The organism is Paractinoplanes toevensis, from assembly GCF_018332695.1.
In the GTDB taxonomy this organism is placed as follows: domain Bacteria; phylum Actinomycetota; class Actinomycetes; order Mycobacteriales; family Micromonosporaceae; genus Actinoplanes; species Actinoplanes toevensis.
On record NZ_BOQN01000059.1, the window covers coordinates 98,862 to 111,866 of the forward strand.

Annotated in this window: 12 protein-coding genes; 9 read left to right on the plus strand and 3 right to left on the minus strand. The window is 69.5% G+C overall.

Annotated elements, in window-relative coordinates; all coding sequences use genetic code 11:
- Positions 1–66 precede the first annotated feature (66 nt).
- The 3 genes from Ato02nite_RS22605 to Ato02nite_RS22615 all read left to right on the plus strand — a co-directional run bounded on the left by Ato02nite_RS22605 (position 67) and on the right by Ato02nite_RS22615 (position 3,068).
- The gene (locus tag Ato02nite_RS22605) at positions 67–1,017 is read left to right on the plus strand and encodes an NUDIX hydrolase (protein ID WP_213008580.1); all 951 of its coding nucleotides are present in this window, start codon (positions 67–69) and stop codon (positions 1,015–1,017) included.
- Between the two features lie 4 nt (positions 1,018–1,021).
- The gene (locus Ato02nite_RS22610) at positions 1,022–1,918 is read left to right on the plus strand and encodes an NUDIX hydrolase (protein ID WP_213008581.1); all 897 of its coding nucleotides are present in this window, start codon (positions 1,022–1,024) and stop codon (positions 1,916–1,918) included.
- Positions 1,919–2,123: 205 nt separating this feature from the next.
- On the plus strand, positions 2,124–3,068 hold the full coding sequence (locus Ato02nite_RS22615; protein WP_213008582.1) for a CDP-alcohol phosphatidyltransferase family protein: 945 nt from the start codon (positions 2,124–2,126) through the stop codon (positions 3,066–3,068).
- Between the two features lie 54 nt (positions 3,069–3,122).
- On the opposite strand, the gene Ato02nite_RS22620 is transcribed toward Ato02nite_RS22615, so the two are convergent.
- From Ato02nite_RS22620 to Ato02nite_RS22630, 3 genes are all read right to left on the minus strand, one after another.
- On the minus strand, positions 3,123–4,367 hold the full coding sequence (locus Ato02nite_RS22620) for a phosphatidylserine decarboxylase (protein ID WP_213008583.1): 1,245 nt from the start codon (positions 4,365–4,367) through the stop codon (positions 3,123–3,125).
- A gap of 61 nt (positions 4,368–4,428) precedes the next feature.
- The gene (locus Ato02nite_RS22625) at positions 4,429–4,767 is read right to left on the minus strand and encodes a phage holin family protein (protein ID WP_213008584.1); all 339 of its coding nucleotides are present in this window, start codon (positions 4,765–4,767) and stop codon (positions 4,429–4,431) included.
- Positions 4,764–6,182 carry a PspC domain-containing protein gene (locus tag Ato02nite_RS22630; protein WP_213008585.1) on the minus strand — a complete coding sequence of 473 codons (1,419 nt, stop codon included), beginning with the start codon at positions 6,180–6,182 and terminating at the stop codon, positions 4,764–4,766. Before Ato02nite_RS22630 ends, Ato02nite_RS22625 begins: the two co-directional genes overlap by 4 nt.
- Before the next feature lie 153 nt (positions 6,183–6,335).
- Here Ato02nite_RS22630 and Ato02nite_RS22635 point away from each other — a divergent pair, with 153 nt between their 5' ends.
- The 6 genes from Ato02nite_RS22635 to Ato02nite_RS22660 all read left to right on the plus strand — a co-directional run bounded on the left by Ato02nite_RS22635 (position 6,336) and on the right by Ato02nite_RS22660 (position 13,005).
- Positions 6,336–7,595 (plus strand): ATP-binding protein, encoded by a 1,260-nt coding sequence (locus Ato02nite_RS22635; RefSeq protein ID WP_281419777.1) that lies wholly within the window; start codon positions 6,336–6,338, stop codon positions 7,593–7,595.
- Positions 7,592–8,248 (plus strand): response regulator, encoded by a 657-nt coding sequence (locus tag Ato02nite_RS22640; protein ID WP_213008586.1) that lies wholly within the window; start codon positions 7,592–7,594, stop codon positions 8,246–8,248. The genes Ato02nite_RS22635 and Ato02nite_RS22640 overlap by 4 nt, the downstream gene beginning before the upstream one ends.
- Before the next feature lie 213 nt (positions 8,249–8,461).
- A complete protein-coding gene (locus tag Ato02nite_RS22645) occupies positions 8,462–10,096 on the plus strand; it encodes a peptide ABC transporter substrate-binding protein (RefSeq protein ID WP_246607310.1) in 1,635 nt (544 codons plus the stop codon).
- A gap of 79 nt (positions 10,097–10,175) precedes the next feature.
- Positions 10,176–11,102 carry an ABC transporter permease gene (locus Ato02nite_RS22650; protein WP_213008587.1) on the plus strand — a complete coding sequence of 309 codons (927 nt, stop codon included), beginning with the start codon at positions 10,176–10,178 and terminating at the stop codon, positions 11,100–11,102.
- Complete coding sequence (locus tag Ato02nite_RS22655) at positions 11,095–11,985, plus strand: ABC transporter permease (RefSeq protein ID WP_213008588.1); 891 nt, start codon at positions 11,095–11,097, stop codon at positions 11,983–11,985. The genes Ato02nite_RS22650 and Ato02nite_RS22655 overlap by 8 nt, the downstream gene beginning before the upstream one ends.
- A gap of 6 nt (positions 11,986–11,991) precedes the next feature.
- On the plus strand, positions 11,992–13,005 hold the full coding sequence (locus Ato02nite_RS22660) for an ABC transporter ATP-binding protein (protein ID WP_213008589.1): 1,014 nt from the start codon (positions 11,992–11,994) through the stop codon (positions 13,003–13,005).

Consider the following 13,005-nt stretch of genomic DNA (forward strand, 5'->3'; position numbering starts at 1 on the left):
ATCACGCTGTCATGAATCTGACAGACGTTTTCTGGAGTTAACATATTCCGGGCAGAATTGCCGCCCGTGACCCCCGCACTGGAACCACTTCGGCGAATCGCCGCGTATGCCGTCGCTACCGACGACGACGGCCGTGTGCTGCTCGTCCGAGCCTCGAGCCGCTCCGGTACCCCCGGCGTCTGGTCGCTCCCCGGCGGCGCAGTCGATCATGGTGAAGATCCCAACCACACGGTCGTCCGCGAAACCGCGGCCGAGACCGGCCTCAGCGTTGCCGTCACCGGCCTGCACGATGTGCTGGCCGACATGCGCTCGCTGCCGCACCGTGGTGTCACCATCCACACCGACCGCCTGATCTACTCCGTGTCGATACGCGGCGGCAACCTCATCGACCGGGTCGGCCACCCCACCGACCTCGCTCGCTGGCACACCCTCGAAGAGGCCGAGAAGCTGAAGATCCGCCCGTTCGCGGCGGCCGCCCTCGGCCTCAGTGCCGCCTCGCCCGACCTACGCCCGGACGTGGCACCCACCTTCCCGTCCTTCTACGCCTATGCCGGGCCGGACGGGCTGCACCGGGCGCAGCGCTTCGCGGCGTACGCGATCGCCACCGACGCCGACCAGACCAGCCTGCTGCTCACCCGGATCGCCAAGGGCTACCCGGGCGAGGGCTGCTGGCACCTGCCGGGCGGCGGCACCGACTACGGCGAGCAGCCGGGCACCGCGCTGATCCGCGAGCTGGTCGAGGAGACCGGCCAGGAGGGGCGGCTGATCGAGCTGCTCGGGGTGGCCAGCCACCGCGACGCGGCCTCGCTCGGCCCGGAGGGCTACCCGATCGACTGGCACGGCGTGCGGGCCTTCTACCGGGTGATCGTCGACGACCCGACCGAGGTCATCGTCAAGGACGTCGGCGGCTCGACCTCCGAGGCGCTGTGGATGCCGATGGCCGACGTGCGCCGGCTGGCTGAGTCGGAACTCACCGAGGTGACCGCCGAAGCGCTCCAAAAGGCACGGCTAACCTAGTTGGGTGAAGATCAGACGGGTCGGGGCGTACGGGGTGTGCCGCGATGATTCCGGGCGGGTCCTGCTCGCCCGGAACTCGGAACGCAGCGAGTTCCCCGGCCTGTGGACCCTGCCCGGTGGCGGGGTTGAGCAGGGTGAGCACCCCGATGACGCGGTGGTTCGGGAGTTCGCTGAGGAGACCGGTCTGTCTGTTCGGATCGCCGCGCTCCGGGCGGTGGTCTCGGACGTGTTCCGGCTGCCCGCCGGCGACCTCGAGCACACCGACCGGATCATCTACGACGTGTCGGTCTCGGGCGGCTCGCTGACCGCCGAGCTGGACGGCACGACCGATCGGGTGGAGTGGGTCGACCCCGCTTCGGTGCCGCTGATGCCGTTCACCGCCGTACAGATCGGTCTGTCTGCCGATTTTCCGAGTTATTCCGACAAAACCGACGAAGAGCTCGCGAGGCCGGTTCGGGTGCAGCGCTTCGGGGCCTACGCGGCGGCCACCGACCCGGACGGCCGCATCCTGCTGGCCCGGATCGCCGAGGGATATCCCGGAGCCGGTCGCTGGCATCTGGCCGGCGGCGGCACCGACCACGGCGAGACCCCGGAACAGGCACTGGCCCGCGAGCTGGTCGAGGAAACCTCGCAACACGGGCGGGTGACCGGCCTGCTGGGCATCTCGCACCGTTACGATCCGACCGCCGTCGGGCCGGAGGGGGTGCCGATCGACTGGCACGTCATCCGCGTCCTGTTCAGGGTTCACGTCGACGTGCCGACAGAACCGGTAGTGACCGAGGCGGCCGGCGGATCCACCGCCGAGGCGGGCTGGTTCACCCGGGCCGAGGCCGAGCGGCTGCCGCTGACCGAGTTGGCCCGCGAAGCCGTAGACCGAATCGACAGTGAACGAGCGCGTTAAAATCGTCACACGGGACGTCCCGTCCCGTCGTCCCGTTCGTAACAAGGACCGCTCTGTTAAGGCGCCGTTCGGTCTCTCGCCAAGGTCGCCCGGCTGTGAAATGGTGTAACCCCCGCGCATCCAAGTGACGCGTGTGCGGCGGGCTACGGGGCCACGACCCACCGCAACTGTGCAGGTGGGCATACCGATCCCATGGAGGAGACACGTGCCGAGAACCCCTTGGCGCCGGCGTCGTTCGACGGATAGTCCCCGTCCCGCCGGTCGTCGTTGGGCAGGCCGTCTACGCCGCAGTGGCACCATCGCCCGGCAGGCTCTGCTGGTGCGGGTGGGCCGCCGGGGCGGCGAGTCCGGGCGGGCAGCCACCGCCACCCGGGCCGAGGTGATCTACACGGGGCACGAGACCGCGCCCCGTCCGGTCATCACCAGCCACGTCATCTCCTCCCCGGCCCCGGCCGCCGAGGAGACCTCGCTGCTTCCCGGTGAACAGACCGCCGTTCGCCGGATGCGCTTCGCGCTGGTCAACTCGTGCACCCTGGCCAGCCTCAGCCTCGGGCTGCTGGCGATCTTCCTGGCCATGGCGGGCGACGTCCGCGCCGCGGCCGCCTGCCTGGTCGCCTGCGTCGCGTTCGACGGCATCGACGGCGCGCTGGCCCGCAAGCTCGGCGTCGCCAGCCCGTTCGGCGCCCAGATGGATTCGCTCGCCGACATGTGCTCCTTCGGCCTCGCCGCGCCGGTGGTGGTCTACGCCTCGCTGGCGCACACCGTCCCGACCCCGGCCGCGGCCGTCGCCTGCGTGCTGGTGGCTGGCTGCGCCGCGATCCGACTGGCCCGCTTCAACGTCTCGCCCAAGGACGGCAAGTTCTTCTGCGGCGTGCCCACCACGATGGCCGCCGCGGTGCTGGCCGTCACCGTGCTGATCGGTCTGCCGGTGCCGGGCCTGGCCCTGGTGGGCGGGGTGGCGCTGCTGGCGTTCGCGATGGTCTCCAGCTTCCCGTACGCGAAACTGGCCCGCCTGCTGCACCTGCCCCCGTGGCTGTGGCTGCTGCCGGTGGTCGGCGCTCTGGTCGACCCGCGACTGACCTTCGCCGTGATCGTCGTCGCCTACCTGCTGAGCGGCCCGGTTCTCTGGGCCCGCGCCAAGCGCGCCTGATTCCTCGAAAAAGGCCCGCCCCCACGTGGGGGCGGGCCTTTTACATGCCTGGGTTCAGAGCCAGCGGGCAATCACCGAGGAACCGCCGACGACCTTCTCGTCGACCGCCACCAGCGACTCGGCCTTGTCGGCGGGCAGGTAGACGTCGGTGCGGGAGCCGAAGCGGATCAGGCCCATCCGCTCGCCCCGCGCCACCAGCGTGCCGACCGGCACCCGCTGCACGATCCGGCGGGCGATCAGGCCGGTGCGCTGGGCCACCACGACCGTGCCGTGCTCGGTGTCCAGCACCGTGTAGGCCGCCACGTTGTGCTCGGCCGCCGCGGTCATCGCGTTCGCATACCCGCCGTCCTCGACGAAGTAGTCGGCCACCCGACCGGCCACCGGCACCCGGTTGACGTGCACGTCGAGCACCGACAGGAACACCGCGATGCGCAGGAACTCGCCCGGCCCGAACCGCTCGTCGGTCATCCGCTCGATCGACAGCACCCGGCCGTCGGCCGAGGCCACGACCGCCGCCGGGTCGGTCGGCACATCCCGCTCGGGATCGCGGAAGAACGCCGCCACCGGCGCCGCGGCCAGCGCCGGGAGCAGCCACAGCTTCGACTTGGGCCGGGCGGTGCGGGCCAGCGCCGCGAGCCCGAGCGCGATGCCGGCCGCGGCCACCCCGTTGGAGTCGATGTGCATGCTCCGGGTGACCGGCACGCTGGACGTCTTGTAGGCCGGGGCCAGGGTCGCCGCCACCCGGGGGTCGGCCGGGGTGAACCGCAGCCGGTGCACGCGCAGCGGCGGCGAGTTGCGCACCACCAGGTCGGAGCCGACCCCGAACAGGGCGCCCTGCCGGAACAGCTCGGCGGCGGCACCGCCGGTGCGGCCGGGCACGGCCGGGGTGGCCAGCGTGACCACGGCGCCGTCCGTCAGGTATTTGCCGAGGCGGTCGAGCTGTGCCCGGACCTCCTGCGCGGTGCCGGTGACCGGCTCGCCCACGATCATCACGTCGGCGGGCTGCGCTTCGTCGAGCGCGTCCACCACCTTTACCCGATCGGCGATCCAGCTGCCCAGCCCGGCGATGTGGTCGCGGAGCAGGTCGGCGGTGCTGCGCTCGCCGGCCACCAGGGTGAGCGAGTCGCCGGGCAGCAGCGCCTCGACCGCGGCGGCGACCACGAGTGACGAGTGGTCCGCGCCGACGACCAGCGCGGACGTGGCCGCGTTGTGCCGCGCGAACTCGGCGGTGAGCGCACGAGCGGCCGTGCTGCCGATGCCGACGATGGGTGCCTTGGACACGGCGGGGTACGCAGTCATGGGCCGAGCATATTGCGCCGCCCGCGAGCAGGCTGCTCGCGGGCGGTGGGTTGGTTTCCGGTCAGCTTTCCGGGTGCTCCTTGCGGAAGCGGTCGGCCGGGTCGTCCAGGAGTTCCTGCACGATCTCGGCGTGCAACTCCGGCGGCAGGTCACCGGGAATCTCCGGCTCCGGGGCCGGCTGCTCGACCGTGGCGGCGACCTGGACCGGCGCCGGGGTGCGGCCGGAGCGGATGGCGCCGAGCAGGCCGATCACGCCGAAGGCGATCAGTCCGCCGGCCACCAGCCACCCGATGGCGGGCAGGTGGATGGTCATCATCCGGGACAGCGCCCACCAGAGCGCGACCAGCAGGAAGATCAGGCCGAAGCTCAGCGAGACCCCATCGGTGCGGTGCGGCTTCATCGGAGCACCTCCACGTTGCCCGTGTCCATCTGCAGGTCCAGCTTGAGGTTGCCGCCGCCGGTGCCGTCGCTGCCCAGGTCGGTCACCGACTTGGTGGTGTCGTTGCGGTCGCCGGTGAACTCCTGCCCGAAGAGCACCGCCCGGCCGCCGTCGATCCGGACGTCGGCGACGGTGTCCACGGACGGCGGCAGCAGCACCCGCATCTGACCCACCTTCATGCTCATCGTGATGGTCTGGCTCTTGCCGGTGAAGTCGATGTCGCGCAGGTCGAGCGTGGCGTTACCGGCCGTGAAGTCGTACCGGTCGGCGACCGCCGCGAAGGTCTGCGGGCGGTAGACGCTGTTGCCCACCTCGCCGCCCCAGCGCTCGACGCCGTTGGAGACGAACAGGCCGATCGAGGTGAGGACGGCCAGCGCGATCAGACCGCGGGCCCGGCCGAACCAGGCACCGACGATGAGGCCGAGCGCGATCGTGATCAGGGCGGCGGCGAAGTAGGCGGAGATCGCGATGCCGGCCCCGGCCGTGTCGATCGCCGCCATCGCACCGATCACCATGATGACCGCGAAGAATGTGAGTCGGCCCAGCTTGGAGCGCTCGCGCGGCGGCTTCGGCGGTTTCGGTGGGCGCGGCGGCTGCAGCGGGATCCCCTGGTGCGTCGCTTGCCCGGCCCAGGGACCGTGCGGGGCGAACGGCGGGCGGTAACCGCTGGGCGGCGGCGAGAACGGCGGCCGCGGCGGCAGCTTCTCGGTCACCGGTTCTGCGGCCGGTGCGGCCGTGGCCGCCGGCGCAGCAAAGCCGGCCGGAGCGTACGCCGCAACGGGCTCCCCGCTCGCCGGCGCGAAGCCAGCCGGAGGGTCCGCCGGCGGCGGCGTGGCCGCCGGAAACGTGGCCGGTGAGCCGGTGCCGTTGCTGCGCTTGATCAACAGGACCGCCCCCAGGATGACGGCCGCCGCGAGCAGGCTGGCCCGCATCCCGTCGTGCACGATGAAGCCGAAGGAGATCACCGCGGCCGCGCCGAGCAGCACCACCGACAGCGGGGCCATGCCGGAGCGGCCCTTGCCGAGCAGCGACTCGATCGGCGAGGCGGTGTCGCCCTCGGCCGGGATGATCAGCCAGCCGATCAGGTAGAGCAGGATGCCGACGCCGCTGAGGATGCCGAGCACGGCGACCAGCACGCGCCACAGCACCGGGTCGGTGTTGGTGGCCCGGGCCAGTGCCACACAGACACCGGCGACGTAGCGGCCCTGGCGTGGGCGGACGAGCTGCTCCCGGGAGAAATACGGCCCCGAGGGCGGGATCTCCTCCGTCGCCGGCCCCGCCGACGGCGAAGCCGAGGCGGAATCCGACGACGAAGCGGACGTGGGCTGGGTGGACGGGTCGTCGTCCGACGGCGGACGGGGAGCTTCGTCGTTCATGCCGTCGATCCTGTCGCCGAACCGGCCCTAGTCGCTTCCGGCGCCGACCCTGAGGCCACCCTGAGATCCGGGTGGCCCGATACCGGGGGACATTCCCCGTGGCTCGGGGCCGCCGAACGTGTGACGATCGGAGGACCGAACCGAGGAGGAGCCATCAGCACCGCCGTCACACCACCCACCCGCCGGCTGTACCGGCCCCGTGACCACCGGATCGTTGCCGGTGTCGCGGCCGGTCTGGCCGAGCATCTGGGTGTCCCGCTGCTGGCGGTTCGCATCGCGCTCGTCGTACTCCTCGGTTTCAGCGGTCTGGGCCTTCTGCTCTATGCGGCCTTCTGGGCCGTCCTGCCGCAACAGATTCCCACCACCGACTCGCCGCCGCGACGCGACCTGGCGATGTTGCTGCCATTTGCGGCGATCGGCCTGGGCGTGGTGCTGCTGCAGGCGCTGGTTTTCAAGGACAGCGTGGCCGGCACGGTGGGCTGGCTGATCGCGGTGGTCGCGGTCGGCGCCGGCATCATCTGGCACCAGTCCGACCCGTCCCGGCGCGGCCAGTGGGCCGGCAACCTGCCGCAGACCCCGTGGCTGGCCGCCGTGGTGGCGGAGAGCGACCGCCGGTTCTTCCTGTTCCGCTTCATCGGCGGCGGCGTGCTGGTGGCCACCGGCATCATCGGCGTGGTCGCGGTCTACGCCCCGGCCGGTTCGCTCGGCTCGGTGTTCAACGGCGTGATCTTCGCGCTGGTCGGCCTGCTCGGCGTCGGCGTGGTCGCCGCGCCGCTGCTCTATCGCATGTTCAACCAGCTGCGCACCGAGCGCGAGGGCCGCATTCGCGAGCAGGAGCGCGCCGAGGTCGCCGCCATGATCCACGACCAGGTGCTGCACACGCTGGCCCTGATCCAGCGCAACTCGGCCGACATCAAAGAGGTGCAGCGGCTCGCCCGGGGCCAGGAGCGGTCCCTGCGCAACTGGCTCTACAAGCCGACCGCCTCGCCGACCGAGCGGTTCGCGGCGGCCCTCGAGCAGGCGGCCGCCGAGGTGGAGGACACCTACGCGATCAGTGTCGAGACCGTGGTGGTCGGCGACACCGAGTGCGACGACCGGGTCGCGGCGCTCGTCGCGGCGGCCCGCGAGGCCCTGGTCAACGCGGCCCGGCACGCCGGGGTGCAGACGATTTCGCTCTACGCCGAGGTCGAGGCCGACGAATTGAGCGTCTTCGTGCGCGACCGTGGGGCCGGTTTCGACCTCGATGGTGTGGAAGAGTCGCGGCATGGCGTCCGGGGATCGATCATCGGGCGGATGAAGCGGCACGGCGGGCGCGCCGAGATCAAGAGCACGCCGGGCGAGGGCACCGAGGTCCGCCTCATGCTTCCCGTCGCCCGGGAGAGCATGACGGCTGGGAAGGAGTCGGCACGATGACCGAGTCAGAGGGCGGCCGTCTCAGGGTTTTCCTGGTCGACGACCACGCGATGTTCCGCGCCGGGGTGCGCGCCGAGCTGGGCGTGCACGTCGAGGTGGTGGGCGAGGCGAGCACGGTGGCCGAGGCGGTCAGCAAGATCGCCGCGATCGAGCCGGACGTGGTGCTGCTCGACGTGCACATGCCGGACGGCGGCGGTCGCGCGGTGCTGGACGCGATGCGCCGTTCCCACCCGCAGGTCCGTTTTCTGGCGCTGTCGGTCTCCGACGCGGCGGAAGACGTGATCGGCCTGATCCGGGCCGGTGCTCGCGGCTACGTGACAAAGACCATTTCGCCCGACGAGCTGGCCGCGGCGATCCGGCGGGTCGCCGACGGCGATGCGGTGTTCAGTCCGCGGCTGGCCGGCTTCGTGCTGGACGCGTTCGCCTCCCGGCCGGACGTGCCGGTCGCCGACCCCGAGCTGGACCAGCTCACCAACCGCGAGCGTGAGGTGTTGCGCCTGCTCGCGCGGGGTTACGCCTACAAGGAGATCGCCAAGGAGCTGTTCATCTCGATCAAGACGGTGGAGACCCACGTCTCCAACGTCCTGCGCAAGCTGCAGATGAGCAACCGTTACGAATTGTCACGATGGGCAGCCGACCGGCGGCTTGTCTGACTTCTCCGGAGTTTGCCGCTGCGGTGCGTCGTAGATCGCCTACCGAGGGGCATATTTGCAGGTCAACGCCCTGTGGACGGTCTCCCGCGGTAAGCCGTATCCTGGCCCTCGCTAGTATCGGGTTGGTAACGGGATGCCGACCTTCGGTATCGCTGTGTCACAGTTGCTCGGACTCACCCACCCCCGTGAGCCGACGAAGGAGGCATCCTCCACATGCGTGGGAATGGCCCATGGAAGATGGCGGCCGGAGCGGCCGCCATCGCCTTGTTAGCGGCCGGTTGCTCCGGCGGCTCATCGGACGACGACGAGACCCTGCCGAACGCCATCAGCATCGGCATCGTCGAGCCGGAATCTCTGATCCCGTCGAACACGACGGAACAGAACGGCTCCTCCGTGCTCGCGTCGCTCTTCTATCCGCTCGTCCGCTTCGACGAGAACAGCAACCCGTACGTGGTGGCGGCGGAAGCGATCACGCACGACAAGGCGAACAAGGTCTGGACGATCAAGATCCGTTCCGGCTTCACCTTCAGCAACGGCGAGCCGGTCACCGCCGACAACTACATCAACGCCTGGAATTACGGCGCCTACGGGCCGAACGCTCAACTCGCGTCGTACTTCTTCAGCCGGATCGACGGCTACGCGCAGATGCAGTCGGTCGACCCCGACGGCGACGGCCCGGAGAAGGCCGAGGAGCCGAAGGCGAAGAAGCTGACCGGGCTCAAGAAGGTCAACAACACGACCTTCCAGGTGACCCTCTCGGCCGGCTTCGCGGGCTGGGAGTCGGTGATGGGCTACGACGCCTTCTACCCGCTGCCGAAGGCCGCGTTCAAGGCGGACGGCGTGCTGGCCGACGGTTACGGCGATGCCCCGGTCGGCAACGGCCCCTTCAAGATCAAGGGCAAGTGGGAGCACGACTCCAAGATCGTGGTGGAGAAGGTCGCCGACTTCAAGGGCACGGTCCCCAAGGTCGACGGCATCACCTGGAAGATCTACCAGGACCTCGGCGCGCAATACGCCGACCTGAACGCCGGCAACCTCGACGTGGAGACCAAGATCCCGATCGAGAGCCTGGCCTCCGCCTCCGGTGACCTCGGTGACCGTCTGCAGAAGAGCCCGAGCTCGGCGTTCGCGTTCGTCGGTTTCCCGATCTACGAGAAGGAATACCAGGACAAGAACGTCCGCATCGCGCTCTCCATGGCGATCAACCGCGAGGAGATGACCGACCAGATCTTCCTGGGCTCGGAAACTCCCGCCACGTCGTTCGTCTCCCCGGTGGTCGCCGGTTACCGGCCGAACACCTGCGGCGAGAACTGCGAGTACAACCCGACCAAGGCCAAGCAGCTGTACGCCGAGGCCAAGGGCCCGACGGACATCAAGATCTCGTACAACGTCGACGGCGGTCACAAGGCGTGGGTCGACGCGATGTGCAACCAGATCAAGGCGTCGCTCGGGGTCAACTGCAGTGGTTCGCCGGAGCCGAAGCTGTCCGACATGCTGAAGAAGGTGCGCGAGCACAAGTCGGTGGGCATGATCCGGCTGGCCTGGGCGATGGACTACCCGCTCATGGAGAACTACCTGGGCCCGCTCTACACGACCGACGGCTCGTCGAACTACTACGGCTACACCAACAGCGCGTTCGACAGCCTGGTGCGGGAAGGCTCCGAGGCGGCCACCCCGGCGGCCGCGATCAAGAAGTGGCAGGCGGCCGAGGACATCCTCGCCGACGAGATGCCGGTTCTCCCGCTGCGCTTCGGGCAGAACGTCTTCGGCCACTCGGAAAAGGTCACCAGCGTCGAGATGGACCTGTTCCAGAAGGTGGACATATACAAGATCGAGGTGGCCAGCTAGCCTGGCGCCTCGAACGGTGGTGGCGTCATGGCCTAACCGGCTGTGACGCCACCTTTCTTCGCTCAAAAGGCATCACCGAATGTTCCGCTACATCGTGCGGCGCCTGCTGCAGATGGTCCTCACCTTCTTCGGGGCCACGTTCATCGTGTACGCCCTGATGTTCGCCGTGCAGGACGACCCCATCCAGGCGCTGGTCGGCGAAAAACCCATCACGGACAGCCAGCGGGCTGCTCTCACCGAGCGGTACCACCTCGGCGACAACTTCTTCGCGCAGTACTGGTACTACATCAAGGGCCTGCTCACCGGGGACTTCGGCACGTCGATGACCAACCGCAAGGTGGCCGACATGCTGGCCGACGCCTGGCCGGTCACGCTGCGCCTGTCGGTGATGGCAATCGTCATCGCGGCCACCATCGCGATCCTCGCCGGCGTCGTCTCGGCCATCCGGCGCGGCAGCATCTTCGACAACGCGACCCTGGTCGTGACGCTGATCGTGCTGGCCATGCCGATCGTGGTGATCGCGCCGATCGCCCAGCTGGTGTTCGGCATCAAGCTTGGCTGGTTCCCGGTCACCGCCGGCCGGGACGCGAGTCTCTGGCAACTGCTGCTGCCCGCGGCCGTGCTGGCCAGCCTGGTCGTCGCCACCGAACTGCGGGTGACCAGAGCCTCGGTCGCCGAGAACCTGCGCGCCGACTACGTGCGGACCGCCCGGGCCAAGGGTCTCACCGGGGCGCGGGTGATCGGCGTACACGTCCTGCGTAACTCGCTCATCCCGGTGATCACCCTGATCGGGGTGGACCTCGGCGCGCTCATGTCGGGGGCCATCGTCACCGAGAAGGTGTTCAACATCCCCGGGGTCGGGTTCAACCTCTTCCGCGGCATCCGCACCGAGGACGGCCCGCTCGTGGTCGGCTTCGTCAGCGTGCTGGTGATCGTCTTCCTGGTCGTGAACCTGATCGTCGACCTGCTGTACGCCGCGCTCGACCCGAGGATCCGCTATGAGTGAGACGGCCCTGCTGGAAAGCCCTGGCAAACCTCGCGGCCTGGCCGGCGACGCCTGGCACGACCTGCGGCGCAGCAAGATCTTCTGGCTCGCCGCGGTGCTGATCGTGGTGATCCTGCTGATGGCGGCCTGGCCGTCGCTGTTCACCTCGGCCGATCCGCGCGACTGCGTGCTCAGCCGGCAGCACGACGGCCCGACCGGCGGCGCCATCTTCGGCTACGACTTCCAGGGCTGCGACGTGTACGCCAAGACCGTCTACGGCGCCCGCTACTCGATCATCGTGGGCGTCTTCGCCACCCTGATCGCCGGCGTGATCGGTCTGGCCTTCGGCCTCGCCGCCGGTTTCTTCGGCGGCTGGCTCGACGCCGTGCTGTCCCGCTTCATCGACGTCATGCTCGGCATCCCGCTGCTGCTCGGCGCGATCGTGCTGGCCAAGCGGCTCTCCGCCGACCCGGCCAGCAACGGCGTCTTCGCGGTGACCGTCACTCTCGGCCTCCTGGGCTGGACCACCGCGGCCCGAGTCATGCGCTCGTCGGTGATCGCGGCCAAGAACCAGGACTACGTGGCGGCCGCCCGGATGCTCGGCGCCGGGAACGGCCGGCTGCTGTTCCGGCACATCCTGCCCAACTCGCTGGCCTCCTACATCGTGGTGCTCACCATCCTGCTCGGCATCAACATCGCCAGCGAGGCCACCCTGTCGTTCCTCGGCATCGGGCTCAAAGGCGACGCGATCAGCTGGGGCATCGCCATCTCCGAGGCCACCGGTTACATCCGGGTCGCGGCCGGCCCGCTGATCTGGCCGTCGGTCTTCCTGGCCGTCACGGTGCTGGCCTTCATCATGCTCGGCGACGCCGTCCGCGACGCCTTCGACCCGAAGCTGCGGTGACCTGAAGTGACAGACATCAGCGTCGGCCTCGATCCCCGCGCCCCCCTGCTGCACGTCGACGACCTGCACGTCGAGTTCCGCACCCGGGACGGCGTGGCCAAGGCCGTGAACGGGGCCAGCTTCTACCTTCAGCCGGGGGAGACGCTCGCGATCCTCGGCGAGTCCGGCTGCGGCAAGTCGGTCACCGCCCAGGCGGTGATGGGCATCCTCGACTCACCGCCCGGGCACGTCACCGGTGGCCAGGTCCTTTACCGGGGCGTCGACCTGCTGAAACTCGCCGAGAAGGACCGGCGCCAGTTCCGCGCCAACCGGATCGCCATGATCTTCCAGGACGCACTGTCCGCCCTGAACCCGGTCTACACGGTCGGCTTCCAACTGGCCGAGCTGTTCCGCAAGCACCGCGGCATGTCCCGATCCGCCGCCAAGCTGAAGGCCATCGAGCTGCTCGACCAGGTGCGGATCCCGGCGGCGAAGGATCGCATCAACGATTACCCGCACCAGTTCTCCGGCGGTATGCGGCAGCGCGTCATGATCGCCATGGCGCTGGCCCTCGACCCCGAGGTGCTGATCGCCGACGAGCCGACCACGGCACTCGACGTCACCGTCCAGGCCCAGATCATGGGGCTGCTCGCGGAGCTGCAGCGCCAGCGGAACATGGGCCTGCTCCTGATCACCCATGACATGGGCGTGGTCGCGGATGTCGCGGACCGCATCTCGGTGATGTACGCCGGCAAGATCGTGGAGGAGGCGCCGGTCCACGACATCTACGCGCGCCCGGCCCACCCGTACACCAAAGCTCTTCTTGAATCTATTCCGCGTCTCGATCACAAAGGCCGCGAACTCAACGTGATCCGCGGTCTGCCGCCGTCACTCACCGACATCCCTAAGGGCTGCGCGTTCCACCCGCGCTGCGGTTACGCCCGCGAGATCTGCCGGATGGACCAGGAGCCGCCCGCCTACCAGATCGCCGCGCACCGCATCGCCCGCTGCCACTTCATCCGGGAGGTCCTCGGTGTCTGA

Bases quoted from the DNA above. Each gene is read 5' to 3' on its own strand.
- Ato02nite_RS22620 (WP_213008583.1), bottom strand. From the start codon at position 4,367: ATGACTGCGTACCCCGCCGTGTCCAAGGCACCCATCGTCGGCATCGGC.
- Ato02nite_RS22625 (WP_213008584.1), bottom strand. From the start codon at position 4,767: ATGAAGCCGCACCGCACCGATGGGGTCTCGCTGAGCTTCGGCCTGATC.
- Ato02nite_RS22630 (WP_213008585.1), bottom strand. From the start codon at position 6,182: ATGAACGACGAAGCTCCCCGTCCGCCGTCGGACGACGACCCGTCCACC.
- Ato02nite_RS22640 (WP_213008586.1), top strand. From the start codon at position 7,592: ATGACCGAGTCAGAGGGCGGCCGTCTCAGGGTTTTCCTGGTCGACGAC.
- Ato02nite_RS22645 (WP_246607310.1), top strand. From the start codon at position 8,462: ATGCGTGGGAATGGCCCATGGAAGATGGCGGCCGGAGCGGCCGCCATC.
- Ato02nite_RS22650 (WP_213008587.1), top strand. From the start codon at position 10,176: ATGTTCCGCTACATCGTGCGGCGCCTGCTGCAGATGGTCCTCACCTTC.
- Ato02nite_RS22655 (WP_213008588.1), top strand. From the start codon at position 11,095: ATGAGTGAGACGGCCCTGCTGGAAAGCCCTGGCAAACCTCGCGGCCTG.